The sequence below is a fragment of the Paraburkholderia polaris genome, from assembly GCF_012927345.1.
Classification (GTDB): domain Bacteria; phylum Pseudomonadota; class Gammaproteobacteria; order Burkholderiales; family Burkholderiaceae; genus Paraburkholderia; species Paraburkholderia polaris.
The window spans coordinates 90,068-116,084 of record NZ_JABBGJ010000033.1 but is presented as its reverse complement, the minus strand read 5'-3'; the positions used below and the strand labels follow the sequence as shown (position 1 = coordinate 116,084).

The 26,017-nt window shown below is 61.2% G+C and carries 22 protein-coding genes; 10 read left to right on the top strand and 12 right to left on the bottom strand.

Annotated elements, in window-relative coordinates; translation table 11 throughout:
- Position 1: 1 nt before the first annotated feature.
- From HHL24_RS28335 to HHL24_RS28325, 3 genes are all read right to left on the bottom strand, one after another.
- Positions 2 to 1,225 carry an efflux RND transporter periplasmic adaptor subunit gene (locus tag HHL24_RS28335; protein WP_169488656.1) on the bottom strand — a complete coding sequence of 408 codons (1,224 nt, stop codon included), beginning with the start codon at positions 1,223 to 1,225 and terminating at the stop codon, positions 2 to 4.
- A 41-nt stretch (positions 1,226 to 1,266) separates the two neighbouring features.
- On the bottom strand, positions 1,267 to 4,491 hold the full coding sequence (locus tag HHL24_RS28330; RefSeq protein ID WP_169488655.1) for an efflux RND transporter permease subunit: 3,225 nt from the start codon (positions 4,489 to 4,491) through the stop codon (positions 1,267 to 1,269).
- Between the two features lie 414 nt (positions 4,492 to 4,905).
- The gene (locus HHL24_RS28325) at positions 4,906 to 6,030 is read right to left on the bottom strand and encodes a mandelate racemase/muconate lactonizing enzyme family protein (RefSeq protein WP_169488654.1); all 1,125 of its coding nucleotides are present in this window, start codon (positions 6,028 to 6,030) and stop codon (positions 4,906 to 4,908) included.
- A 127-nt stretch (positions 6,031 to 6,157) separates the two neighbouring features.
- Here HHL24_RS28325 and HHL24_RS28320 point away from each other — a divergent pair, with 127 nt between their 5' ends.
- The 3 genes from HHL24_RS28320 to HHL24_RS28310 all read left to right on the top strand — a co-directional run bounded on the left by HHL24_RS28320 (position 6,158) and on the right by HHL24_RS28310 (position 9,550).
- Positions 6,158 to 7,051 carry a LysR family transcriptional regulator gene (locus tag HHL24_RS28320; protein WP_169488653.1) on the top strand — a complete coding sequence of 298 codons (894 nt, stop codon included), beginning with the start codon at positions 6,158 to 6,160 and terminating at the stop codon, positions 7,049 to 7,051.
- A 137-nt stretch (positions 7,052 to 7,188) separates the two neighbouring features.
- The gene (locus HHL24_RS28315; protein ID WP_169488652.1) at positions 7,189 to 8,148 is read left to right on the top strand and encodes a dihydrodipicolinate synthase family protein; all 960 of its coding nucleotides are present in this window, start codon (positions 7,189 to 7,191) and stop codon (positions 8,146 to 8,148) included.
- A gap of 94 nt (positions 8,149 to 8,242) precedes the next feature.
- Positions 8,243 to 9,550 (top strand): MFS transporter, encoded by a 1,308-nt coding sequence (locus HHL24_RS28310; protein ID WP_230417600.1) that lies wholly within the window; start codon positions 8,243 to 8,245, stop codon positions 9,548 to 9,550.
- A 188-nt stretch (positions 9,551 to 9,738) separates the two neighbouring features.
- On the opposite strand, the gene HHL24_RS28305 is transcribed toward HHL24_RS28310, so the two are convergent.
- Positions 9,739 to 10,173 (bottom strand): VOC family protein, encoded by a 435-nt coding sequence (locus HHL24_RS28305; RefSeq protein WP_169488651.1) that lies wholly within the window; start codon positions 10,171 to 10,173, stop codon positions 9,739 to 9,741.
- A 167-nt stretch (positions 10,174 to 10,340) separates the two neighbouring features.
- On the opposite strand from HHL24_RS28305, the gene HHL24_RS28300 reads away from it, so the two are divergent.
- The 3 genes from HHL24_RS28300 (at position 10,341) to HHL24_RS28290 (ending at position 12,560) form a co-directional block, all read left to right on the top strand.
- Complete coding sequence (locus HHL24_RS28300; protein ID WP_169488650.1) at positions 10,341 to 11,216, top strand: LysR family transcriptional regulator; 876 nt, start codon at positions 10,341 to 10,343, stop codon at positions 11,214 to 11,216.
- Between the two features lie 264 nt (positions 11,217 to 11,480).
- Positions 11,481 to 12,119 (top strand): LysE family translocator, encoded by a 639-nt coding sequence (locus HHL24_RS28295; RefSeq protein WP_169488649.1) that lies wholly within the window; start codon positions 11,481 to 11,483, stop codon positions 12,117 to 12,119.
- Between the two features lie 69 nt (positions 12,120 to 12,188).
- Entirely contained in the window at positions 12,189 to 12,560 is a 372-nt protein-coding gene (locus tag HHL24_RS28290) for a hypothetical protein (RefSeq protein ID WP_169488648.1), read from the top strand.
- A 34-nt stretch (positions 12,561 to 12,594) separates the two neighbouring features.
- Here the strand turns inward: HHL24_RS28290 and HHL24_RS28285 are convergent, their stop codons facing one another.
- Positions 12,595 to 14,307: a SulP family inorganic anion transporter gene (locus HHL24_RS28285; RefSeq protein ID WP_169488647.1), complete on the bottom strand. Its 1,713-nt coding sequence runs from the start codon at positions 14,305 to 14,307 to the stop codon at positions 12,595 to 12,597.
- Positions 14,308 to 14,780: 473 nt separating this feature from the next.
- Here HHL24_RS28285 and HHL24_RS28280 point away from each other — a divergent pair, with 473 nt between their 5' ends.
- The 4 genes from HHL24_RS28280 (at position 14,781) to HHL24_RS28265 (ending at position 18,139) form a co-directional block, all read left to right on the top strand.
- Positions 14,781 to 15,146 (top strand): antibiotic biosynthesis monooxygenase family protein, encoded by a 366-nt coding sequence (locus tag HHL24_RS28280; RefSeq protein ID WP_169488646.1) that lies wholly within the window; start codon positions 14,781 to 14,783, stop codon positions 15,144 to 15,146.
- A gap of 377 nt (positions 15,147 to 15,523) precedes the next feature.
- Positions 15,524 to 15,859, top strand: a complete 336-nt coding sequence (locus HHL24_RS28275) for a helix-turn-helix domain-containing protein (protein WP_230417599.1) — start codon at positions 15,524 to 15,526, stop codon at positions 15,857 to 15,859.
- Positions 15,846 to 17,102, top strand: coding sequence for a type II toxin-antitoxin system HipA family toxin (locus HHL24_RS28270; RefSeq protein ID WP_169488644.1), 1,257 nt, complete (start codon positions 15,846 to 15,848; stop codon positions 17,100 to 17,102). Before HHL24_RS28275 ends, HHL24_RS28270 begins: the two co-directional genes overlap by 14 nt.
- A gap of 179 nt (positions 17,103 to 17,281) precedes the next feature.
- Positions 17,282 to 18,139, top strand: a complete 858-nt coding sequence (locus tag HHL24_RS28265) for a PA4780 family RIO1-like protein kinase (protein WP_169488643.1) — start codon at positions 17,282 to 17,284, stop codon at positions 18,137 to 18,139.
- Between the two features lie 105 nt (positions 18,140 to 18,244).
- Here the strand turns inward: HHL24_RS28265 and HHL24_RS28260 are convergent, their stop codons facing one another.
- The 7 genes from HHL24_RS28260 to HHL24_RS28230 all read right to left on the bottom strand — a co-directional run bounded on the left by HHL24_RS28260 (position 18,245) and on the right by HHL24_RS28230 (position 25,728).
- Positions 18,245 to 19,306 (bottom strand): LacI family DNA-binding transcriptional regulator, encoded by a 1,062-nt coding sequence (locus HHL24_RS28260; protein ID WP_169488642.1) that lies wholly within the window; start codon positions 19,304 to 19,306, stop codon positions 18,245 to 18,247.
- Positions 19,307 to 19,354: 48 nt separating this feature from the next.
- On the bottom strand, positions 19,355 to 20,533 hold the full coding sequence (locus HHL24_RS28255; RefSeq protein WP_407947533.1) for an ABC transporter ATP-binding protein: 1,179 nt from the start codon (positions 20,531 to 20,533) through the stop codon (positions 19,355 to 19,357).
- 137 nt (positions 20,534 to 20,670) lie between these two features.
- Positions 20,671 to 21,582, bottom strand: a complete 912-nt coding sequence (locus HHL24_RS28250; protein WP_169488640.1) for a carbohydrate ABC transporter permease — start codon at positions 21,580 to 21,582, stop codon at positions 20,671 to 20,673.
- A complete protein-coding gene (locus HHL24_RS28245; RefSeq protein ID WP_169488639.1) occupies positions 21,582 to 22,523 on the bottom strand; it encodes a carbohydrate ABC transporter permease in 942 nt (313 codons plus the stop codon). The genes HHL24_RS28250 and HHL24_RS28245 overlap by 1 nt, the downstream gene beginning before the upstream one ends.
- A 7-nt stretch (positions 22,524 to 22,530) precedes the next feature.
- On the bottom strand, positions 22,531 to 23,772 hold the full coding sequence (locus tag HHL24_RS28240; protein WP_169488638.1) for an ABC transporter substrate-binding protein: 1,242 nt from the start codon (positions 23,770 to 23,772) through the stop codon (positions 22,531 to 22,533).
- Between the two features lie 63 nt (positions 23,773 to 23,835).
- Positions 23,836 to 25,251: a GH1 family beta-glucosidase gene (locus HHL24_RS28235; protein WP_169488637.1), complete on the bottom strand. Its 1,416-nt coding sequence runs from the start codon at positions 25,249 to 25,251 to the stop codon at positions 23,836 to 23,838.
- A 258-nt stretch (positions 25,252 to 25,509) separates the two neighbouring features.
- Entirely contained in the window at positions 25,510 to 25,728 is a 219-nt protein-coding gene (locus tag HHL24_RS28230) for a hypothetical protein (protein WP_230417598.1), read from the bottom strand.
- Between the last annotated feature and the right edge of the window lie 289 nt (positions 25,729 to 26,017).

Genomic DNA, 26,017 nt, shown 5'->3' with positions numbered 1-26,017 from the left:
ATCACGACGCCCCCTTGCCGTTCTTCTGCGGCTGCGTGATCTGCACATGATCGCCGTCCGCGATCGAATCGCTCGGATTGATGATGACCTTGTCGTTCGCCTCGATCCCGCTTTCGATTTCGAGCGACTGCCCCAGGTCCTGCGCGATCACGACTTTGCGCAACGCCACATTACCCTTCGCATCGACCACCGCGAGCCGCGGCCCTTCGGCGCGAAACAGCAAGGCATTGCCCGGCACCATCAATTGCGCATGGGCAACCGCCGGCACGGCCACCTGGACATACGCGCCGGGCCTCAGCTTGTCGTCAGGATTCGGCAAGGTCACTTCGATTTGCAGCGAGCGGGTCGGCACGTCGATCGCGCCGGAGATGTGCGTGATCGTGCCGTGGAACTGCTGACCCGGCAATTCGGCCTGCGTGACCACGACTTTCTGTCCGACCGACACGTTTTGCGCGTACGCCTGCGGCAGTTGCACATAGACCCGCAGCGGATCCGATTGCGCCAGTGCGAACAGCGCGCGGCTCGTGCCGCTGCCCGCGTCGATCAGGTCGCCGACATCGACGTTGCGCTGCGTGACCACGCCCGAAAACGGCGCGACGATACGCTTGAACGATTCGAGTTGCTGCAGGCGTTTCACATTGGCATCGGCGGCGGCGAGGTTGGCGACGTCCTGCGTGTAGGTGCTCTGCCGTTCGTCGAGCTCCTGCTGTGAGACCGCATCGCGTTGACGCAACTGCTGCCAGCGTTCCATCGAGCTTTTGGCGAGGCCGAGACTCGAACTGCTTTGCTCACGCTGCGCCAATGCCTGCGCGAGTTCCTGATCGATTTCCGGCGTATCCAGATCGGCGAGCAGTTGCCCCTGCTTCACGCGTGTGCCGATATCGGCATACCAGTGCAGCAGATAACCCGTGGAGCGCGCGTAAATCGGCGATTCGACAAAACCGCGCAAGGTCCCCGGCAACAAGGTGTTGCCGCCGCCGTCCGTTTGCGTCGGACTCACCACGTTCACATACTGCGTGGCGTTCTGCTTCGTCGTTTCAGCAACCGAGCGGCTTTGCAGAACATCCGCGATCACCGTGCGCAATGCGCCCACGGCGAGCAGCGCGAGCACGATCCAGATGGCGATTTTGGCGCGTTTCCATTCGCGACTACGCGGCGGCAAGGCGTGGCCGCCTTCGGTCTCTCGCGAGGGAATCGCCAGCGATGCATGAGTTTTTTCGGTCATCTCAGTCAGCCATCTCAGTCAGCCGTCATTTACATTTAATGTTACGCGGGTTTGCCTTCGCCGCCGTGGTCCGGCGCAGGGCTGTCGTTGCCGTGGCCGCCCGTCGTGTCTGCGTCGTCATCGTCGCGGTGGCTCCGCGCGAGCCGGGTATGAATGCCCGCGAACACCAGTGGCACGAAGAACAGCGTAGACACGGTGGCGAACAACAATCCACCGATCACCGCGCGGCCAAGCGGCGCGTTCTGCTCGGCACCCTCGCCGAGACCGAGCGCCATCGGAATCATGCCGATGATCATCGCGAACGCGGTCATCAGCACCGGCCTGATCCGGCTTGCACCGGCTTCGAGCGCGGCGGTGAGCGGCGGTGCACCGGCAGAGAGCCGCTGGCGCGCGAACGACACCATCAAAATACTGTTGGCGGTGGCGACACCCATCGTCATGATCGCGCCGGTCAAGGCGGGCACGCTCAAATGCGTACCGGTCAGGAACAGCATCCACATGATGCCTGCCAGCGCCGCGGGCAAGGCGCTGATGATGATCAGCGGATCGACCCACGACTGGAAATTCACCACGATCAGCAGGTACACCAGCACGATCGCCATCGCCACGCCGATCCCGAGACCGAAGAACGAACTGCGCATGGTCTGCACCTGCCCGCGCAAGATGATCTGACTACCGCGCGGCAGCGAGGCCCGCGCGTAGTTCACCAGTTTGTCGACCTGAGCGGCCACGCTGCCCAAGTCACGCTTTTCAACGCTCACGTACAGGTCGATCACCGGCCTGATGTTGTAGTGCGTGACTTCCGCGAACTGATTCTGCGGCGAGACCCGCACGAGGTTGCCGAGCAGTTGCGTCGGACCGTTGGCCGAGCCCGAGACAGGCGTGCGCAACAATTCATCGATCGACGACACCTGATACTGCGGCGTTTGCACCGCAACGCTGTATTCGACGCCGTTCTTGTTGTTGAACCAGAAACCCGGCGAAGTTTGCGAACTACCTGACAGGGAAATGAGCACATTTTGCGCCACATTGCTCGCGCTCAGATTGAGTTGTTGCAGCCGGGTGCGATCCATCTGAAGATTGATCGCCGGCTCGTCCAGCTTCTGCTGGATGTGGGTATCGACGGTGCCGGGAATCATCCGCACCTGTTTCAGCAGCTTGCGCGCAACGTCGAAGTTGCCCTGTTGATCCGCGCCGGAAATCTGCACGTCAACCGCGGCGGGCAGGCCGAAGTTAAGAATCTGCGTGACGATGTCGGCCGGTTGAAAGAAGAACTCGACGCCCGGAAAGCGCTGCGGCAGGATCGCGCGCAGCTTGTCCATATAGATCTGCGTCGGCTTGTGGTCCTCTTTCAAGGCCACCTGAATTTCGCCGTCGAGCGTGCCGATCGTGCCCGCGTTGCTATACGAGAGATTGATACCGCTATACGGCAAGCCGAGGTTATCGAGAATCGTGCCGAGCTCCTCGGCCGGCACGACCTCGCGGATCACGTTCTCGACCTGGTCCGCGAGACGCGCGGTTTCCTCGATGCGCGTGCCGGTCGGCGCACGCATGTGGAGACGAATGTCGCCCGCGTCGACGCTCGGAAAGAAGTCTTCGCCGAGCACGAAAACCAGTCCCATCGACACGACGCAGAAACCGAGGAACAAAGTGCCGAACCGCCCCCGGCGCACCAGCACGCTGCTGAGAATCATGATGTACGCGGCACGCATGCGCTCGAAACCGGCGTCGAAGCGATGATAGAGCCGCATGAACAGATTCGGCCTGGCACCGGCTTTGGGCTTGTGCGCGTGGCCCATCAACAGCATCGCCATAGTCGGCACCAGCGTACGCGACAGGATGTACGAGGCGAGCATTGCGAACACCACCGCTTCGGCGAGCGGCACGAACAGATAACGCGCGACGCCGGTCAGGAAGAACATCGGCACGAACACGATACAAATACATAACGTCGAGACGAGTGCCGGGATCGCAATTTCGCCGGCGCCGTCGAGAATCGCATCGTGCAGATTCGTGCCCATATGCAAATGCCGTTCGATATTCTCGATCGTCACCGTCGCATCGTCGACCAGAATCCCGACCGCCAGTGCAAGGCCGCCCAGCGTCATGATGTTGATGGTTTGCCCGAGCGCGTGCAGTGCGATCAGCGAGGACAGAATCGACAGCGGAATCGAAATCGCGATGATGCAGGTGCTGCGCCAATTGCCGAGGAACAGCAGAATCATCGCAGCGGTCAACGCGGCGGCGACCAGCGCCTCACGCACCACACCCTGCACCGCCGCTTTCACGAACACAGACTGATCGAACAAGGCCGTGATGTTCAGGTCCGGCGGCAACGCGGCGCGCGCGCTCGGCAGCAGGCCTTGCAGCGTATTGACGATCGAGAGCGTCGACGCACTGCCGTTCTTCAGCACCGATATCAACACACCTCGGTGTCCGTCCTGCCGCACGATATTGGTCTGCGGAGAGAAGCCGTCGCGCACGTGAGCCACTTCACGCAGATAGGTCGTCGCGCCATTGAGCGTGCGCACCGGAATGTCGTTGAGCCCTTCCACCGTAGCGGGCGAGCCGTTCATATTGATCGTGTATTCCTTCGGCCCGATCTTGGCCGTGCCGGTTGGCAGAATCAGGTTTTGCGCATTGAACGCGTTGACCACATCCGAAGGCGTCAGGCCTTTGGCGAGCAACGCGCGCGTGTCGAGGTCGACCGAGATCAGCCGCGATTTGCCGCCGTACGGATACGGCACGGCCGCGCCCGGAATCGTCACCAGTTGCGGGCGCAGGAAGTTCAGCGCAGTGTCGTTGAGCGCCTGCTCGGAGAGCTTCGGGCTCGACAAGCCGAGCTGGATCACCGGGATGCTGGAAGCCGAGTAACTGATCACCAAGGGCGGCGTCGCGCCCGGCGGCATCTGCTTGAGCTGTGCCTGCTCGACGGCCACCGTCTGCGCAATCGCGGTCTGGATGTTCGCGTTCGGCTGCAGGAACACCTTGAGGATCGTGATGCCCGCCAGCGACTGTGATTCGATGTGCTCGATGTCGTTGACGGTGGTGGTCAGACTGCGCTCGTTGACGGACGTGATGCGGTTGGCCATGTCTTCGGCCGACAAGCCCGTGTAATTCCAGATGATGCTGACCACCGGAATATTGATTTCCGGCAGCACGTCGACCGGCGTGGTCAACAGCACGAATGGCGTCGCCAGCAAGATCAGAATGGCCATCACGATGAACGTGTATGGCCGCTTAAGCGCAACGTTGACGATCCACATGAAACGCGCCCGAGAGAATGCCGATAAGGAAATGAACCGCCGTGACTGGAAGGTCGCGCTATTTCAGCATTCGAAATGCCGAAGCCGGCGAACATGAAGACATGTTGCCGGGGATAATACCCGCGCCTCTCCCGGTGAATCAGATCGTATGCTAGATCGGTAGCACCAACGCCTGCATGGCGCGAAAATGGCTAAATTGTCAGGAAGGCTAATGTAAGGATTGGCTACACTTCAAACACCCGCTGCCTCGGGAGACGCAAACGTTTGATGAAGTGTAGATAGGCGATTTTAAGGGGGCAATTAAAGGTATGCCTCGCCAAAGTAACGCGAGACACACCTTTATAATTTATTGCGCAATGCTAATACCTTACGCGCAGATTTGAGTCATGCAAATACCTTACGTTCGACTCGCGCCTAGGCGATCACCGTCCACTTGCCGTACTTCGCGACCTCACGCTCGTCGAAGTCGAAGCCGAGGCCCGGCGTCTGATGCAGCACGATGCGCCCGTTCTTGTGGTCGAGTTGGCGATCGATCAGGCGACGAAAATTGAGCACCTGATCGTTCCAGAAGTACTCGACATAGCGAGCATTAGGTGTGGCCGCAACCAACGGCGCATGCACGTCATGGAACCAGTGCGGGCACATCACCACGCCGTAGCTCGCGGCAGTCGCCGCAATTCGCCGCCATTCGCTGATGCCGCCACACACCACCGCATCCGTTTGCAGAATCGCCGCGCCGCCCTTGTCGAGCAGCTCCTTGTGATACCAGCGGCCATAGCCGATTTCACCCGTCGCCACCGGCACGCGCGTGAGTTTGGCGAGGCGCGCGTGGTTGTCGATATCGTCAGGGGAAAAAGGCTCTTCCACAAAGTAGGGATCGTATTGCTCGATCCGCCGCAGATGCTGCAAGGCCTGGGTGGTGTCGGTCCAGCCGTTGTTGATGTCGATCATCAGCTCGACATCCGGGCCGATCGCTTCGCGTGCGGCGCGCACGCGCGCTTCTTCTTCGCGTGGCGAGAGGCGGCCGCCCTTCATCTTCACAGCCTTGAAACCCATCTCGACGTAGCTCGCCATTTCTTCACCGAGCATGCCCGCGGACTTACCGTCGAGGTAATAGCCGCCGCTCGCATACGCGGGTACGGTATCGAGTTCGACCGCGCCGAGGTACTTGTGCAGCGGCACGTTGTGGCTGCGCGCATTCAGGTCCCACAGCGCCGTATCGAGAATACTGATTGCGCGCATCACGGTGCCGGCGCGGCCTTGCAGTAACGCCTCCTGATACATCGCCTGCCAGAGGCCCTCGACCGCATACGAGTCCTTGCCGATCAATACGGGCGCCAGCAATTGCTCGACGGCCACGCGCATGAGCTCCCCTCCCGCACTGCCGACATAGCAGAAGCCGATCCCTTCCACACCATCGGTCGAGCGCACTTTCACCAGACCATAGTGACGCGTCGAGACCGTGCGCGTCGCAAACGAGGTCACACGATCGAGCGGCACAACCGCCGCGCAAACCGACACCGATTCAATCTTAGGCATTTCCACACTCCTCCATGTTTGCTGGCCGTCCGCGTCTGATGCGGGTTCGGTGAGATCAAAGTGTGATAGCCGCGAGGCGTCAAAAACAGTATCCTTTGGCTTCTTCAAAAGATAAAAATTCTATTCGATGGACTCGCGCTATCTGCAGAGCTTTGTCTACGTGGTCGAACTCGGATCGATCGCTGAAGCCGCGCGCAGGCTCGATCTGACGCCTGCGGCGGTCGCGCAGCGCGTGAAGATGCTCGAACAGGAACTCGGCGCGAAGCTGGTGCGCCGTTCGGGCCGCACCGTGGGGACCACCGAGGCCGGCGAGCGCATTCTGGAGCGCGCCCGCGCGGTCCTGCACGATATCCGCGACCTGAAGTCCGACCTGAACGACGAATCGGTGCTCGCAGGTCAACTGCGGCTGGGCGGCACGCCCACCATGATGACGAGCCTGATTCCCGACGTACTGGCCGGGCTGCTTGCGCGGCATCCACAGATCGATATCTACCTGGAGCCGGGCAACTCGGTCGACCTCTATCGCAAGGTGGTGAGCGGCGATCTCGATGCGGCGATGCTGGTGCAGCCGCTCTTCGATCTGCCGAAAAGCTGCGATTGGCACACGTTTCGTGAAGAACCGCTGGTGCTGCTGACGCCCGCGTCGATGCAGGTAGACGATCCGCACGTCGTGCTGCAACGCGAGCCGTTCGTGCGCTACGACCGCAACGTGGTCGGCGGGCAACTGGCCGATGGGTATTTGCGGCAGCACGGTATCCAGCCGCATCAGCGCTGCGAGCTCGATGGGCTCGACGCAATCGCGGTGATGGTGGACCGCGGGCTCGGCGTGTCGCTGGTGCCGGACTGGTTGATGACGCGCTTCTCCGGGCTGTCGCTCGCGAAATGGCCATTGCCGCATGCGTTTCCGAAGCGCGTGGTCGGTTTGTTGTGGGGGCGCTCGTCGGCGCGCATGCGGCTCGTCCACGCGTTTCTCAAGGCCGCGCAGGAACTGAACGCCACGCCCGGCGAGACACAAAAATAACTAAGGTTTGAAGCAAGCGGCTCGCGCTTCTTCGCTGTTCACGGTCACGCAATACTGCCTCGGCGCCTGAGTGCCTCGCACCGGCCTGCCGGGCATTCAAGGACGCGACCAACATAAACATCGAAGGAGACATTCCCATGAGCACGCCCACGCCTGGCTTACGCGGCGTCCTGTCGCCGGTACTCACGCCGTTCAACGCCGACCGCTCGCCCTCGCCCGCCCATTTCGTCAAACATTGCCGCTGGCTGTTACGCCAGGGCGTGGGGCTGGCCGTGTTCGGCACCAACTCGGAAGCGAACTCGCTGACCGTGAGCGAAAAGCGCGCGTTACTCGACGCTTTGCTCGACGCCGGCTTGCCGCCCGCGCGAATGATGCCGGGCACGGGCGCATGCGCGCTGCCCGATGCGATCGAACTCACCCGCCATGCAGTCAGCGGCGGGTGCGTCGGCGTACTGATGCTGCCGCCGTTTTTCTACAAAGGCGTGAGCGATGAAGGTCTGTTTCGCGGCTTTGCCGAAGTCATCGAAGCGGTGGCCGATGCACGCCTGCGCGTCTATCTGTATCACATCCCGCCAGTCGCTCAGGTGGGTATCAGCTTCGGATTGATCGAGCGTTTGCTCACGCGCTATCCGGGCGTGATCGCCGGCATCAAGGACAGTTCCGGCGACTGGAATCACACCGCTGCGCTGCTGAAGGAATTCCAGAGCTCCAGCTTTGACGTCATCGCCGGCACTGAAACGCTGCTGCTGCCGACCCTGCAGAACGGCGGTGCCGGTTGCATCACGGCGACCGGCAACGTCAACGCGGCCGCAATCGTGCGTCTTGCGCAGACATGGCGCGAGGCGGACGCCGCCGATCAGCAGCAACGGCTCAACGACACGCGCGCGATATTCCAGCGCTACCCGATCATCGCCGCGATGAAGGCCGCGATCGCGTGGCAATCGGGCGATCCGCAATGGGCCACGATGCGCCCGCCGCTGATCGAGTTCGACGACGCACAACAGCACGAACTGCAACAAGCACTCACGCAGGTCGGCTTCGAAATCGAAGACGCTTCAACGCTCGCAGCCGACCCTCAGGAGACCAGCCCAGCCTAGCCATAGAAACGCGGGTTGCCTGCCCGTACACTCTCACATCGTTCGCCCGCCCCAGCCTTCAAAACAACCAGCACGGCGGGCCAGGAGACAAGCCTTGTTAACCCAAACGTCCTACCCTGCGACGGTCGATGCGAATCCGGCCGATCAACTATTCCGGCGTGTCGCGTGGCGCTTCATGCCGCTGCTGTTTGTCGGCTACGTGGTCGCTTATCTGGATCGCGTCAACGTCGGCTTCGCAAAGCTGCAGATGCTCAACAGCCTGCATCTCAGCGAAGCGGCTTACGGCCTCGGCGCCGGCTTCTTCTTCATCGGCTACTTCCTGTTCGAGGTGCCGAGCAATCTGCTGTTGCATCGCTTCGGTGCGCGGCGCTGGATCGCCCGCATCATGATTACGTGGGCGCTGCTGTCGATGGTCACCGCCTGGGTGGACACCCCTTTAATGTTCTACGTGGTGCGTTTTCTGCTCGGCGTCGCCGAAGCGGGTTTCTTTCCCGGCATGATCCTGTACCTCACCTACTGGTTTCCCTCGCACCGGCGCGGCAAGATGACCGCGCTGCTGATGGCCGGCATTCCGGTCTCCGGTTTGCTAGGCGGCCCGCTGTCCGGCTATCTGATGCACGCGTTCAACGGCACGTGGGGCCTCGAAGGATGGCAGTGGCTGTTCATCGTCGAGGCGCTGCCGTCGATCGTGCTCGGATTCGTCATCTATCGTTGCCTCGATGACCGCGTCGCTGACGCGAAGTGGCTCAGCAGCGAAGAAAAGCGCCTGATTCAGGACGAAATCGACGCCGACGCCGTGGTGCGCACACATGCTTCGGTGCGCGCGGTGTTCGGCTCGGCGCGCGTCTGGCTGTTGTGCCTCGTTCTGTTCGGCGTGGTGATGGGCTCGTACGCGATCGGCTTCTGGCAGCCCACCATCATTCGCGGCACGGGTATCGACGATCCATTGGTGATCGGCTTGCTGACAATGATTCCCTACTCGGTGGCGCTGATTTCGATGATCACGGTGGGGCGCCACGCGGACCGCACACGCGAACGGCGCTGGCATATCGTCGTGCCTGCGTTGGTGGCGGCGAGCGGTTTCAGCCTGTGCGCGGCCAACGGTGACAGTTCGCTGCTGTCGATGATCGGGCTCACACTGGCCGTCTCCGGCGTGGTCACCGCGTTGCCGATGTTCTGGGCGCTGCCCACCGCGTTCCTCGGCGGAAGCGGCGCGGCGGCGGGGATCGCGCTGATCAACTGCACCGGCAACCTGGCGGGCTTCATCAGTCCGACCGTGATCGGCTGGCTCAAGGGCTACACGCATACGCTGGCGTCCGGGCTCGTACTGACGGCGTGCACGCTGACCTTATCCGCGGTGCTCATTCTCGTGTTCATTCCGGCGCGGTTGGTGAATCGCTGAGGCGGTTTTGTTTGGGCCGGTTTTGTTGACGACGCTTTGTTTCTGGCGCGCTGGTTTCGGGCGCATCGGTTTGGAACAACAAAAAGGCCGGTCAACTGTCAAGGTTGACCGGCCTTCCTATTTGAAACCGCCGGCTTATTTAGCCAACCTGGTTCGCAATCCAATTCGCCGACATCGCGGCGCGCGCATTACTTCGCAAACAACGACGCCATATCCGCAAACGCCTTGAACTCCAGCGCGTTACCCGACGGATCGAGGAAGAACATCGTCGCCTGTTCGCCGACCTCACCCTTGAAGCGGACATGCGGTTCAATGATGAAGTCGATGCCGGCCTTTTGCAGCTTGTCCGCTGCCGCCTGCCATTGCGCCATCGAGAGCACCGCGCCGAAGTGGCGCACCGGCACCGCGTCGCCGTCGACCTTGCTGGTCTGCCGGTGACCGATCTCCTCCGGCGCGAGATGCGCGACGATCTGATGGCCGTAGAAGTTGAAGTCGACCCACTCCGGTGAGCTGCGCCCTTCCGGACAGCCGAGCAACTCGCCATAGAACTCGCGTGCGGCGGCGAGGCTATGCACAGGAAACGCCAGATGGAACGGCGGCAAAACGGTTTCGGCAACGCTCATGATGGGAAAACTCGCAGAGAGGAAAGTGGAATCACGCGTTGGTCCATGAAGTGGTCCATGAAGCAGTCCATGAAGGCGCACGCGTGAGGCCAATTCTAACCATGACCAAAAATGGTGGAAAACGATATATATTTGACCTGACCAACACCAAAATCGATCAATCGACCATGCTCAGCGAACTCAGAACCTTTATCGCCGTCAGCCAGTACGGCACGTTTTCCGGCGCGGGCGCGCGCATCGGCCTGACGCAATCCGCTGTGAGCGCGCAGATGCAGCGGCTCGAAGAGGAACTCGGTTTCGCGCTGTTCGACCGCACGGGCCGTTCCGCCACGCTCAACGACGCCGGCCGCGAAACGCTCGCACTCGCCGAAGAAATGATGACGCTGTACAACCGGCTCTCGGAACGCGGCGCAGGAGTGGCCGAAAGCGGGATGCTGCGGGTGGGTGCGATTGCCTCCGCGCAAGTGTCGTTTCTCGCCGACGCGCTGGCCCGCTTTCGCGACGACCGCCCCGGCTGGCGGATTCGCGTCGTGCCCGGCGTGTCGCTGGGTTTGCTCGGGCAGGTGGACTCGGGCGAGCTCGATCTCGCCGTCATTATCAAACCGCCGTTCGCGCTGCCGTCTGAACTGGAATGGCGCACGCTCGTCACCGAGCCGTTCGTGCTGCTGGTGCCCAAGGCGCTCGCGCGTGACAAGCGGTCCTGGCGCGATCTGCTCAGAAGCGAACCGTTCATCCGCTATGACCGCGGATCGTTCGGCGGCAGGCTGGTCGACCGCTTTCTACGGCGCGCGCGGCTGAATGTGCACGACGTGATCGAGCTGGACGAGTTGCAAGGTATCGCGCAACTGGTCGCGCGCGGCATCGGCGTGGCGCTGATACCGAATACGGTGGGACTCAGCAGGTGGCCCGCCAACGTCACCGCACTCGAACTAGGCGACGCGACGTTTCACCGTGAAATCGGGCTCGTGCAGCGTCCACGGCATAGCCGGCAGGCAGTGGCGGGGGCGCTGGCGGATTGCATCGGCGCAGCCGCGGAGCCCTGAGTTGGCTGAGTTGGCTGAGTTGGCTGAGTTGGCTGAGTTGGCCGGGTTGGCCGGGTTGCCTGAATGCCTGAGTGCCCGGCCTGATTTGCCGGCGTTACCCGGACGGCCCCGCAAACACCCGATTGTGCCGCTTCACAGGCCATCAACTGTATCTGTGAAATTGGCTCGTGGGCGAGCAGAATCGTTGTTCGCGCATCGATCCGCGCTATCCGCCAGTGCCGTAACGAGCGGCACGGTTTGCCTGCCTCCAAGGTTTATCAGCCCATGACCGCCAGCACATTCCTCACCGCCGATGTCCTGATCGCCTATAGCGCCTACTTCGTCGGCACGGCGAGTCCGGGGCCGAGCAATCTCGCGATCATGTCGCTCGCCATGAGCGCCGGCAGGAAATCCGCGCTGACCTTCGCGCTCGGCGTGGTGTCCGGTTCGTTCTTCTGGGCGTTACTGGCGTCGCTGGGTTTGTCGGCGGTGCTCGCCACCTACTCGGAATGTCTGGTGGCAATCAAAATTGCCGGCGGACTTTATCTGCTGTGGCTCGGCTTCAAATCCGCGCGCTCGGCATTCAGCGCGGAAAAGCTGCCCACGAATACCGCACGCGAAGGCGAACCGCTCAACCGGCTCTATCTGCGCGGCCTGCTCCTGCATCTCACCAATCCGAAAGCGATTCTGGTGTGGCTCTCGATCGTTTCGCTGGCTATGTCGCCGGCAAGCGGTCCGTCGCACACCGCGCCGGTGGTGCTCGGCTGCATGGTTATCGGCGTATCCGTGTTCAGCAGCTACGCGGTACTGTTTTCAACCGCGTCCGCACGGCGCATCTACGTCGCGATTCGCCGCTGGCTGGACGGGTCGCTAGCGATCATGTTCGGCATTGCGGGGGTCAAGCTGCTGACTTCGAAAAGTTAGCCGCGCCTTCAGGGTGCGCCCGCTCTGCGATACTGTCACCCTGATGACTCGAGCGGACACACGAACACGATGAGCGGTGGCAATGACCTGAATCCGGCAGCGAATCCAGCAGCAAAGCGCTCGCCATTGCAAAAGCGGCTTTATCTGGCAGGCGCCGTCGTGCTGCTCGCCAGTCTGATCGCCGCGGCGATCATCTATGCCATGGCTCCGGCGCCAGACAGCGCCGTCGCCATGTACAGCATCGCAGACCCGCGCTATCAGATCGAATTGCAGCGCATCGGCGGCAACGCGGCGGTGCTGATGGCCCAGCTTCATCAGTGGTTCGACGGTCTTTGGCACGGTACGGCGCTCGCTTATACAGTGGCCGCGCTTGGCATTGCGCTCGCCGGCGCATGCTTCTTCATCGGCCATTTCTTCGCCGATGAAGAACCGCAGGGCTAAATCGTTCCGCACGCCCGCGGCAAAAAACACGCATCTACGTCGCTTCTTTCACGTGTTTGCCAGGCTGCTCCACTCCTGCCGTGCGCAGCGCTTCATGCAGGGTGCTGAAAATACATCTTGCTTCAACGATCGGCGTAATCCCATGCCGATCCATATCCGAGCGCAAATACTGATTCACGCGCGCGAAGATCACTTCGATGCCGCTGCGCTTTAGCGTCTCGCACAACTCGCCGACTGAACGCGCCGCCGAATAGTCGAGGTCGGTGATCGCACTCGCGTCGATCACGAGCCACCGCGCCGCGCTCGGCGCATGATCGATCAGGCGGCGGACGTCTTCGACGAAAAAGTGGTCGTTCGCGTAGAACAGGTCGGCGCCAAAGCGATAGACGATCAGCCCCGGCGCGGTCTGGAGTCCTGGCGCGGCCGGCACCGGCACCCAGATGCCGTCTTCGCCGGGCGCGAGAATCATGGTGTGCGGCCGGTAGCTGTGCCGCACATGCCGCAGCAGCGATAACGCCACCGCCACCAGAATGCCGTGCTCGACACCGATCAATACCACGGCCGCCGCGGTGAACACGGCCAGCGTGAATTCGCCGGGACTTTCGCGGCGAATTGAAAACAGTGTCTTCAGATTGATCAGGCCGATGGCGATCGTAAACACGATGCTGGCCAGAATGCAGTGCGGCAGGTACTGCAGAAAACGGCTGAAAAACAGCAGCACCACGACCACCACCACCGCGAACGCAACCTGCGCGAACTGGCTGCGCGTACCGGCGCGATCGGCCATGGCGGTTTGCGTCGGACTGCCGTTCACCACGAAGGCGCCGGAAAACGCCGCCGCGGCATTGGCGGCGGCAAGCCCTAATAGATCGGCATTGGTATCGACGGTTTCGTGATAACGCTCGGCGAATACGCGGCTCGCGGCGGCGCTTTGCGCGACGATCATCACGAAACACGAGGCGGCGACCGGCAGCAGATCGAGCATCTGCTGCCACGTGACCGAGGGCATGCGCAGCGGCGGCAATCCGCCCGCTACCGGTCCCAGCACGGCAATACCGTGCGCGGCGAAACCGTAAACATCGCTTGCGGCGATACCCGCCACCACTGCGATCAACGGCACCGGCACACGGGGCAAAAAGCGCTTGCAAACCAGAATGGAGACCACCACCAGCGCAGAAATGGCGAGCGTCTGCAGATTGATCTGCGCCGAATCGCGTACCACGAGCGCGAGCTGGGCAATGCTGCTCGCGGCATGCCCGGACAAGCCGAGCATGTCGCCTAGCATGGCGATGCCGACCTGCACGCCGACGCCGGCAAGAAAGCCGACCAGCACCGTGCGCGAGAGAAAGTCTGCGAGAAAACCGAGCTTGAAGATTCGCGCGATGAACAGAAGCGCGGCGGTGAGCAAGGCGACCATCCCGGCGAGCGCCGCATATTCCACGCTCGATGCCGGTGCCATGGTCGAGAGCCGGCTGGCGAAAATGGTAGCGGTGGCGGAGTCGGCAGCCACCACGAGGTGCCGGGACGCACCGAAGAACGCGAACGCGATAAGCGGCAGAAAGACGGTGTAAAGGCCCGTAACGGCAGGCATACCGGCAATGCGCGCGTAGCCGAGCACCTGCGGAATATCCATCGACGCCAACTGCACGCCGGCCAGCGCATCGCGCGCCGCCGCAGCACGGCTCAAAGGAAGTACGCCTTTCAGTACGCCAAGGCGTGTGGTCATGTTTGCCAGAAAATCTCGCATGCGCGATGGCGCCCCAACTTAGGTTATCGCGCATCGTGCCGTGACTCGGCACAGAAAGGCAAGGATTGGGGCTTTGATCGGCTAAAGAAAATGGCTAAACCCGGCGATGGCTCCGAACCCACCGCTGAAACTGTCCCACTTTGGCTTAACGCCTGAACTGCCCCGTCAGCGGATCCACATGCCGCGCAAAACCGAAAAGCGCGGCGATGCAGATCGGACAAGCGATGATGAACACAGCCAACATCTCGCACCCCGTAACAATTTGTTACCGCCAAGTTTAAGCGATTGCCGTGCGAATTGAATGAGGGAAAACGCAAAACACTGTTGCTAGGCATTACAACGTCCCTACTGCCGTACGGCAGGCAGCTCGTGAAAAATACATCTGAAAACGCGGCAAATAACGAGGAAAAAGCGCGCTCGACAGGACGCGCTATGATGCGCAAACCTTTGCCCGCCTACCAACCCGTTACACCATGTACACGTCAACTTTCATCTTCGCGACCAGACAATTAGACGAACGCTTCTACCACCTCGACAAAACCATCGCCGCCGCCGCCAAGGGTATGCCCGGCTATCTCGGGGAAGAGGCATGGGAAAACCCGTCGACTGGGCTGACATCGAATGTGTACTACTGGGCGTCGCTCGACGCATTGCAGGCGCTGATGCAGCACCCCGCGCATCTGGAAGCGAAAGCCGCCCAAGCGAACTGGCTGAATGGCTATCAGGTGATCATCGCCGAAGTGCTGCGCACTTATGGCGATGCGGGTTTCCCACATCCCGCTGCGGCGCATGAAGCGCAGGATGGGCCAACTGCCCGAGCAGCGTCGCCCGCGCCGTGAAAATGCCGCCCTACTCGCCGTTGCAGTTGTATCTGCTGTCACCGCAAGAATCGCAACTGACGCGGCCGGCGGAGTATTTCGTCCACTGCGTCGAGCAGGCGCTCAGGCCGTTATTTAAAGGGGCGGCGGGGCATGCAGCGGTCTGAAGGACTGCACGCTGGTCGTTGCCCACTCTATTTGTACGATACTTTCGTCAAAAAACATATATTTGCCTAAAGTATCGTACAAATATCTCATTTTTATGATGCCGCCAGTACAGCGCAAGATAGCCCGAGCAGATTACTTGTCCGATACTTTTGACATTTTCAGCATCTGTGCCTAATCTATCGGACATGCCCCGCACCTTTCAACGTCCCTTTCCGTCGGTCGAGAAGCAGATGCGTGCTCTTGGCGAACGGCTGAAACTCGCCCGCCTGCGGCGCGAACTCCCGACCGTCCTGTTCGCCGAGCGGTTGGGCATTTCGCGCGACACGTTGAGCCGTCTCGAGAAAGGCGATCCGAATATCGCGCTTGGCACCTATATGCGAGCGCTTCGAGTGCTGGGGCTCGACAAGGACATGGACGCCATCGCCCGCGACGACGAGCTCGGCCGCAAGCTGCAGGATCGCAAGCTGCCGGGGCAGCGAAAACCGCGTACGAATACGCCCGGCGCCGCCCTCATCAAAGCGGAACCGCCGGCAAAAAAAACCAAGAAAACCGATGGTCAGCAATAAACCGCGAGATGCGTTCAAGGTATTTCTCGACGCGACAGAACTGAGCAGCATGCAACAGGTCGGCACCTTGTATCGTCAGACTGCACGCACCGACTTGCCCGCATCGTTTGCTTATGCGAAGAGCTGGGTAGACGGGCGCAATGCATTCATGCTCGATCCGCGCCTCGAGTTATGGACCGACGAGCAATACCCGCCTGCGAAGTCCGCCGCATTCGGCGTCTTCATGGACTCAGCGCCGGATCGCTGGGGCCGCGTGCTGATGGAACGCCGTGAAGCCGTGGCGGCAGATCGCGAAGACCGGCCCATGCGTAATTTGCAGGAAATCGATTTCCTGCTGGGCGTACACGATCTGACGCGAGTCGGCGCGCTACGGTTTCAGAACATGGAGGGGCATTTTCTCGACAACAGCGCCGACGCCGCGCCGCCAGTCACCGATCTCGCGACCTTGGCGTATATCAGCCTGCGCATTGAAGAGGCAGATATCGAAAAGCTGCCCGAGTACGAGCAGTGGCTCGCCATGCTGATCGCGCCTGGCACATCGCTCGGTGGCGCTCGCCCGAAAGCCAACTTCACCAGTCTGGGCAACGATCTCTGGATCGCCAAATTCCCCGCAAAAGACGACCGTTACGACATCGGCGCGTGGGAATACATCGCTCACCGGTTGGCGAGGAAAGCCGGCATCTGGGTGCCGCAGTCCGAACTCAAGTACGTCGGCGCACGTTATGGCACATTCTGCGTCGAACGATTCGATCGCCGTGCAGGCAGCAGGCGCATGTACACCTCCGCCATGACGTTGCTCGAACGTCAGGATGGCGAATCGGAAGCAAGCTATCTGGACATTGCCGAGTATCTCGCCGGCAACGGCGCGCAAGGTCATATCGACGAAGATCTCGCCCAACTCTTCAGAAGAATCGTTTTCAATGTACTCGTGGGCAACCGGGACGATCATCTTCGCAATCACGGCTTCATTCGCGAGGCCTCCGGCTGGCGGCTCTCGCCAGCGTTCGATATGAATCCAAACCCGGGCAAGCGGGAACACGCGCTCACGCTGGACGGCATGAGCGCCCTGCCGAGCCTTGAAACCGCGATCGAAACCGCTGAGTTTTACCGACTCGACGACACGCAAGCGCGCCGCGTCGTTACGGAAGTTCAAGACGCCGTCGACACATGGCGGGAAGAAGCCGCCGCACTGAATCTGTCCCGGCCCGAAATACAGCGAATGGAGAATGTCTTTCAGATTTGATGCCCTCGATTGGCAGCGAGGCGTACGAGGCGCGCCGGTCACATCTGGCGCCTTCACGCCGGCGTTCGGCACATGGCCCCGCACCCCGTATAATCCGGCATGATCCGAATCTCCCCCCATACGCTTTCGCAAGCGGCCACCCATAGCCGCCGCGCCGCCCTCCACCCCACGGCGGCCGCATGAAAACACCCAAACGTCTGCTCCCGCTGGTCGAAGAAGGCCTGATCGACGAAGTCATCTCGCAGTTGATGAGCGGCAAGGAAGCCACCGTTTACGTGGTCCGCAGCGGTGAATCCACGCGCTGCGCGAAGGTCTATAAAGACGCCAAACAGCGCAGTTTCCGCCAGGCCGCGTCCTATCGCGAAGGCCGCAAGGTCAAGAACAGCCGCCAGCAGCGCGCGATGGAGAAAGGCAGCCGCTATGGCCGCGAAGTGCAGGAACAGGCCTGGCAAAACGCCGAAGTGGATGCGCTGTTCCAGCTTGCCAATGCCGGCGTACGCGTACCGCAGCCATTCATCTGCACCGACGGCGTGTTGCTGATGGAATTGGTGACGGATGCGGACGGCAACGTCGCGCCGCGTCTGAACGATGTGGAGATGACTGAAGCACGCGCCCTCGAATTGCACGCGCTGCTGCTCAATCAGGTGGTGCGCATGCTGTGCGCCGGGATGATTCACGGCGACCTGTCCGAATACAACATCCTGCTCGCGGCAGACGGCCCGGTGATCATCGACCTGCCGCAAGCCGTGGATGCGGCCGGCAATCTGGAAGCACCGGCCATGCTGGAGCGCGACGTGAACAACCTCGCCACGTATTTCGGCCGCTTTGCGCCCGCACTGCTCGACACGAGCTACGGCAAGGAAATCTGGTCGCTGTACGAAGCGGGCGCGTTGCACGTGGATGCCGAGTTGACCGGCCGTGTCGAACTGGATACCACGCCGATCGATCTCGAAGGCGTGCTACAGGAACTCGAAGACACACGGCTCGACGAAGAAGCGCGCCTGCGCTATGAACAGTCGCTGCGCAGCGGCACCTAAGCAGCACCTAAGCAGCACCTAAGCGGAACCTGAGCAGCGCCTGCGCAATGCGTAAACGGTCAGTAAGCGGGACCCGGCACACCTGCGCACCGCTTCGAGAAGAGGCTACGACGCGCTACGCAAACTGGCCGCTTTGACCTTGATCGACGAAGCTGCCACACCGCGTGCCGGCCCCACCGACTCCCGCACCGTCACGCTCACCGGAAACTCGCGGAAGATCTCCCACGAAGTCCGGTAGCATTGATTGACCAGCCAGCGCACGGCATTCTGCGTCAACTCCGCCGTCGGGATATGCACCGAGGTGAGTCCAGGTGCGGCATAAGCGGCCGAATAGTCATCGTCGTAGCCGATCACGGAAACTTCGTCCGGTACGGCAATACCCGCCTGATGGAAGCGCGCCAGCGCGCTCACGGCCATCGTGTCGTTCGCGCAAAAGAGCCCGGTGAAGCGCCGCTTCGAATCGAGCAGCTTCTGCGCGGCAGCGTAGCCGCCTTCCGGCGAGAAGTCCGATTCGATCAGCGTGACATCCTCGCGTGCGATACCCTCGCGCAACAGTTCGGCAAAGAAGCCTTCGAGCCGGGCCTGATTGTCCGAAGCGCTGAACGGCCCGGATATCACCGCGATATCCCGATGCCCGTGATCGAGCAGCGTGCGCGCCGCCAGTTCGCCGCCGCGCCAATGATCCGCGCAAAACGACGCCTCCGGCAACTGATCGAACGCGCGATTCAGAAACACCATCTTCGGATGCATGCGATGCAGCATGTCCAGATCGTCGTCGTGCAGATCGTGGCTGATTACCACCACACCGTCGCAATCGCGGCCGATCAGAAAGCGCACCGCCTCGATGGCCTGCTCGCGCGGCGACGCTTCCCCGCAACCCGTCGCAACCACCACGTGGCGCCGTACCGCGCGCAGTTCGGCGTCGGTCTGCTTGAGAATCGTGCCGTAGTAGGAGCCGAAGAAGGTCGGCACGAAAATGCCGATCATGCCGAGCGATTGCGTCGCCATTGCCCGGCCGATGGAGGACGGCCGGAAGTTCAGTGCTTCGATAGCGGCCTTCACACGGGCGGCGGCATCGGCTGAAATGGGGCCTTTGCCGGAAATGGCCCGTGAGGCAGTCGACATGCCGACGCCGGCCAGTGCCGCGACATCTTTGAGTGTTGCCACGCGGTTCTCCGTCAAGCCTGTTGTATTCAACGCCACTGCGTCCCGTCACTATAGACGCGCGCCGCTTTCTTCCTCGAACAGCGAAATATGCGCGCCATCGAACGAGAATGCCGCGGCATCTCCTATCGCCACCGGTGTCTTCGTCTGGTCGATCGACGCGATTTGCACTCCATGATAGTCGAGCCAGACGACACGGTGGTTGCCCATCGGCTCGATCAGTGAAATGTTGGCATCCTCGGTCGTTGTCATGCCCGAGTCCTCGCCCACGTGCACGTCTTCGGCCCGGACGCCGAGCACGCACGGCAGACGATCCGCAGGCAGGCTTTTGAAAGGATATTGCGACACATCGAGCCGCACATGCGCTGTGCAAAAGTGTAGCGAGCCGTCGCGCGCCTCAAGCGTGCCCTTGAGCAGATTCATCGCCGGCGTGCCCAGAAACGTCGCGACGAACAGATTGTTCGGCCGCGCATAGACTTCGGCAGGCGTGCCGAACTGCTGGATCACGCCGCCGCGCATCACCGCCATACGCGTGGCGAGCGTCATGGCTTCCACCTGGTCGTGGGTCACGTAGATCATCGTCGCGCCCAGACGCTGGTGCAGTTGCTTGAGTTCGCGACGCAATTCGGTGCGCAATTTGGCGTCGAGATTCGACAGCGGCTCATCGAACAGGAACACGTCGGCCTCGCGCACGATCGCCCGGCCGATCGCCACGCGCTGCCGTTGCCCACCAGAGAGTTGCGCCGGCTTGCGTTTGAGCAGCGGGCCGAGTTGCAGCATCTCGGACGCCCGCGTGACGCGCCGCTCGATTTCCGCCTTCGGCGTGCCGTTGATGCGCAACGCAAACGACAGATTGCGCTCGACACTCATGGTCGGATACAACGCATACGACTGAAACACTAGCGCGATACGGCGATCTTTCGGGTCGGCCCAGGTCATGTCAACGCCCGCAATTTCGATGCTGCCGTCGGTCACGTCGATCAAGCCCGCAATGCTGTGCAGCAAGGTGGATTTGCCACAACCCGAAGGTCCGAGCAACACGACGAACTCACCCGCCCGCACGTCGAGATCGAGATTCTCGATCACCGTGTTCGCACCCAGCTGGATCTTCAGATTGCGCACCGATACGTTGGCCGGATTCGACAGACCCACAGCATCCGCCACATTGCCGAGGTTCGCCACTTCTGCCGGGTTAGCCGCGGCCGCCGCATTTGGCCCCGTATTTGCCACCGTATTTGCCACCGTATTTGCCGCCGTATTTGCCGCCGTATTTGCCGCCGTATTTGCCGCCGTATTTGCCACCGCATTTTCCGCCGTATTTGCCACCGCGTTTGCCACATTGGCCAGGTTTGCCATGCCTTATTGCCCTATCCCTTGACGGCGCCGGACGCAATGCCGCGCACAAACCAGCGGCCCGAAATGAAGTAGACCGCAAGCGGCACCATGGAGGTGAGAATAGTCGCCGCCATATTGACGTTATAGAGCCGCTCACCAGTCGTCGTGTTGATGATGTTGTTCAATTGCACCGTCATCGGCAGGTTTTTCGTGCCGGCGAACACCAGCCCGAGAATGAAGTCGTTCCAGATGCCCGTCACCTGCATGATGACCGCGACGACGATGATCGGCGTGGACATCGGCAGCATCAATTGCAAAAAGATGCGCCAGAAGCCGCCGCCGTCGATGCGCGCCGCCTTGAACAGCTCCTGCGGAATCGACGCGTAATAGTTGCGAAACAGCAGCGTCATTACCGGCATGCCGAAGACGGTGTGAATCACCACGATGCCCGGCAGCGAACTGAACAGATGCACGCTCGCGAGCACACGCACGAGCGGATAGACCATCACCTGCACGGGAATGAAGGCGCCCATCAGCAGCACGCCGAACAGCAACCCGGCCCCGCGCGGCCGCCAGAACGACAGCGCATAACCGTTCACCGCGCCGATCACGATCGACAACACCGTGCTCGGCACGACGATACGCACCGAATTCCAGAAGCCGACCTGAATGCCGTTGCAATCGAGCCCGGTACACGCGGATTGCCATGCGGCGCTCCATGCGTCGAGTGTGAAATGGGTGGGAAAAGCGAGCAGATTGCCGAGGCGAATCTCGCTCATCGGCTTGACCGATGTGACGAGCATCACATACAGCGGCAACAGGAAGAACAACGCGGCGGTCAGGAGAAATGCGTAGACGCCCATGCGTGCGGGTGTAAAAGCCCGCCGCCGCCGGCGGCTACGGCTCGGTGTGCCGCCTTTCAGTGGAGCACTGAGCGTGTTCATCACACCTCCTTGCGCAACGCAGCGCGGCTACGGGCATAGAAGAACGGCGCGAGAATCGCCAGCACCGTTGCCAGCAACACGATCGACGCTGCCGACGCGAGGCCGATATTCGCGCGGCCGAACAGGTAATCCATGATGAACTTCGCCGGCACTTCGCTCGCGGTGCCTGGGCCGCCTTGCGTCATCGCGACCACGGCGTCGTAGAGCTTCACGACCATCACGAAGAGCAGCACGAAGGCGGTGGACATGGACGGCCCGAGCATCGGCACGACAATGCTCACATAGACGCGCCAACGCGGAATCCCGTCGATACGCGCGGCTTTCCACAGTTCATCATCGATACCGCGCAAGCCGGCCAGCAGCAGCGCCATGACGAGGCCGGACGCCTGCCACACCGTCGCGATGACGATCGTGTAGATCACCCAGTCCTGATCGACGATCCAGTCGAAACGCGCATGCACGAAACCGAGCTTGTGCAACACGGCCTGCGCACCCAACTCAGGATTCAGGATCCACTGCCAGGCCAAACCGGTTGCGACAAACGACATTGCATACGGATAGAGAAACACCGTTCGCAAAGCGCCTTCGGCCACCACACGCTGATCGATGAAAATCGCCAGCAACAAGCCGATCACCATGCACGCGACAATAAAACATGCGCCGTAAATCACGATGTTTTGCAGCGACAGCAACCAGCGGTCGTTGTTGAAGAGCCGCGTGTATTGCGTGAGGCCCGCGAAGTCGCCGGAAGGAAACGTGCGCGAATTGCTGAGGGACACGCGCGCGGTCCAGACCATCGTGCCGAGATACGCGAACACGACGGTCAGGACCATCGGCAGCAACGCCACCCATGCTGCTATCGGCAAACGCTTTTTTAGCGGCTTTTTCAGCGGCCTTTTGCGAGGCTTCGAATCGGCGGCTTGCAGCTTGAGCGCGTGCATGGTGAGCCTAGCTCTTCAACGCACTGGCAAACGCCTTCTGCGCATCGTCGACCGACTGGTTCTTGTTCCAGAAGTTCGTAATGACGTCGATCAACGCGCCCTGCGTGTCGGGCGAGAGCAGCATCTCCGGATTCGGCAACTGCCGCGACTTGTCCTTCATGATCGCAATGCCCTCCTTCGCGCAGATGTCGAGACTGCTGGCGTCCACATCGGGACGAATCGGAATCGAACCTTTCTTCGCACTGAATGCGATTTGCGCGGCCGGCGAGGTCATCACCGTGGCAAGTAGATTTTGTGCCTTGATCGCGTTGGCGTTGTCGGTTTTCGGAAACACGAATACGTCGCCCGCGACCAGATACGGCGAGTGCGGACCGAAACCCGGGAAGCAGCCGAAGTCCTTGCCGGCAGTCTGGTTGGCCGCCGAGAATTCGCCCTTGGCCCAGTCACCCATGATCTGCACACCCGCCTTGCCGGAAATCACCAGCGCGGTGGCATCGTTCCAGTTGCGGCCAGGCGAGCCCGGATCGACGAAATCATGCAAGCGCTTGAACTGCGCGAGCACCTTCTTGAACGCATCCGACTTGACCGCGTTCTGGTCTCGATCGCGGTACACCTTCAGATAAAGATCGGGACCGCCGACGTCGGCGAATACCGCGTCGAACGTGATCTTTTCCTGCCACGGCTGACCGCCGAGTGCGAGCGGAATCACGCCCGCGGCTTTCAGCTTGCCGAGATCGGCGAGGAATTCGTCATAGCTCTTCGGCTCGGCGGCAATGCCGGCCTTCTGGAACACCGGCTTCGAGTAGAAGAACCAGGCCGGCATGTGAATATCGACCGGCGCGGCGTAGTAATGGCCCTTCACCTTGATACTGTCGATGATCGACTGCGGGAACACATTGTTCCAGTTTTCTTTCGCGGCGACGTCGTCGACGTTGTTCAGCAGGCCCTGATCGATCAGGTCGTGAAACTGTTTGGACGTATTGAACTGCGCGGCGGTGGGTGGATCGCCGCCGACGATCCGGTTGATCGCGGTGGAGCGCGCCTGATCGGCGCCGGCCACCGCGTTGTCGACCCACTGGCCACCGGCTTTGTTATATGCATCGGCGAACTGGCGGATTGCAGCCGATTCGCCGCCCGAGGTCCACCAGTGAATCACGTTGGCCTTCAAGGGTTCAGCGGCATGCGCGACGACGCCAATCAACGCGAGTGTTGCAACCACGCCTCGCAGGACCATTTTTTTGCTGTTCATTCCGTCTCCTTCAGGCTTTGCGCCCGTGTTCCAAGTCGACATACAAACCAGCTTCACCTGCCCTTAAACCCGCGCCTTCCGCTCCTTCAAAAATTTCGCCACTAGCTCCGCACTCCGTTTGATTGTGCGCTTCTGGGTACTGTAGTCGACGTGTACGACACCAAAGCGACGCTCATACCCGAACGCCCATTCGAAGTTATCCATCAGCGACCACAGGAAATAGCCGCGAATATCCACGCCGGCCTTGATCGCCTGATTGACCGCCGCGAGATGCAGCTTGAGGAATGAGATGCGCTGCGTATCGTCGACGTGGCCGTCGATCACCTTATCATCCGAGGCCATGCCGTTTTCAGTGATGTAGATCGGCGGCAGGTTGTGATACGTACTCTTGAAACCGGTCAGCAGATCGCGCAGTCCATCGGGATATACCTCCCAACCCATCTGCGTTCGCTCGACGCCTTCGAGCGGCACGTCCCGGAATCCATGCGCGCCGTCGCTCGCCACGTTGGTGCGGAAATAATAGTTGATGCCTAGGAAATCGAGCGGCGCGGAAATGGTCTGCATGTCGCCGTCGAGCACCAGCGGCTCGGTGCCCGGCCACAGTTCGAACAGGTCCTGCGGATACGCGCCCTTGAGCAACGGATCGAGAATCCACGCGTTGTGCTGGACTTCGAACAGATGAGCCGCGCGCTGATCCGCAGCGCTTGCGCTATTGGCCGTACCGCGGCCGATGTTGGCGACGATCCCTTTCTGCGATGCCGGATCGTTGGCGCGCAATACCGGCAGCGCGAGGCCGTGTGCCAGCAGCAGATGATGCATCGCCTGCGTCGCGAAGCGTCCATCGGCGAGGCCCGGCGCGTGATGCCCGTTGCCATAGCCGAGATAGGCCGAGCACCACGGCTCGTTGAGCGTCGCCCATGCGTCGACCGTGCCGGCCAGTTCGCGGCTCATCAGGTCGGCGTAGTCGGCGAAACGGTAAGCGGTGTCGCGATTGAGCCAGCCGCCGCGATCTTCCAGATGCTGCGGCAAGTCCCAGTGATAGAGCGTCACGAAAGTCGTGATGCCCTTCTCTTTCAGGCGGTTCAGGAGGCGCTTGTAGAAGTCGAGCCCTTTGCGATTGGGCAGGCCTGCCGCGTCCTTCACGCGCGGCCATGCAATCGAGAGCCGATAGCCTTCGAGGCCCAGCGAGGCCAGCATGTCGACGTCCGCTTCCCACCGGTGATAGTGATCGCAGGCGACCGCGCCGGTGTCGCCGGCTAGCACCTTGCCGGGCTTCGCCGAGAAGGTGTCCCAGATCGACGGCAGACGGCCGTCTTCATCCACCGCGCCTTCAATCTGATACGAAGCCGTGGCGGCGCCAAGCAGGAAGTTTTTGCGCCACAGCGAAGAGTCCGCGGGCGGGGTGAAGGGATCGGCGAGCTTGTCGTTGGAAACTGCTGGGGAGCGTGCGTCGGAAACTGCAGATGCGTCGTTTGCCACGGATTCTCTCCTGCGCTGAGGTCGTTGAACCGGGTACGGCGGAGGTCGAATGTGGAAGCGGGTTGGACGCCGCCTTCAAGCCAAAGTGGAAGCGCTTCCACACAGACCAGCGAACGATAGCAGTGGCGGATTCAACGGAGCAATCAGGGTTTGTCTGGAGAGCGGGATGGCATGCGCGACGCTGGGATGCGCCGCGCATGGGTCCCCCCTGCGCCATGACAGAGCGTCGGTCAGCCATGGCACTCGACCTTTAGCCATTTACTGTCCTGAAGGCCGGTCGATTGGCTCTTGCGTGACGGTCATGTATTGCTTGATGTCAGGCTGACCCAGCGCAATCGCATTGAGCATTGCGACGCCAAGCCGACGCGCGAACTCGTCGTCAAGTCTGAAATCGAATTCGTCTAGCAGGATCGGTACTGCGAAGTTCCCAGCCAGAAGCGGAGCCAGCTTGGCCGGTTCAACTAACTGTACATTCAACCGCTGACTGCCCTAGTCGTAGTTCAGAACCACGGAACGGGGTGGATCAATAGCCATCAATACTCCCTGCACTCTTGATAATCTAGGAATGCCTGCTGTTTGCACAGCGCGACACCACGCTTGTCGCCCATCGAGTCAGCAATCGAACCGCACAAATGCATGCGCGCGCGTGCGCCGCAAAGTTATCCCCAGTTTTTGTTCAGAAGGCTGTGGATAACACCGCCATAACCACCCCAAACCATTGATCTAAATGCATTCTGCCGAGTCGATGCAGCAGTGGTCTGCCAGA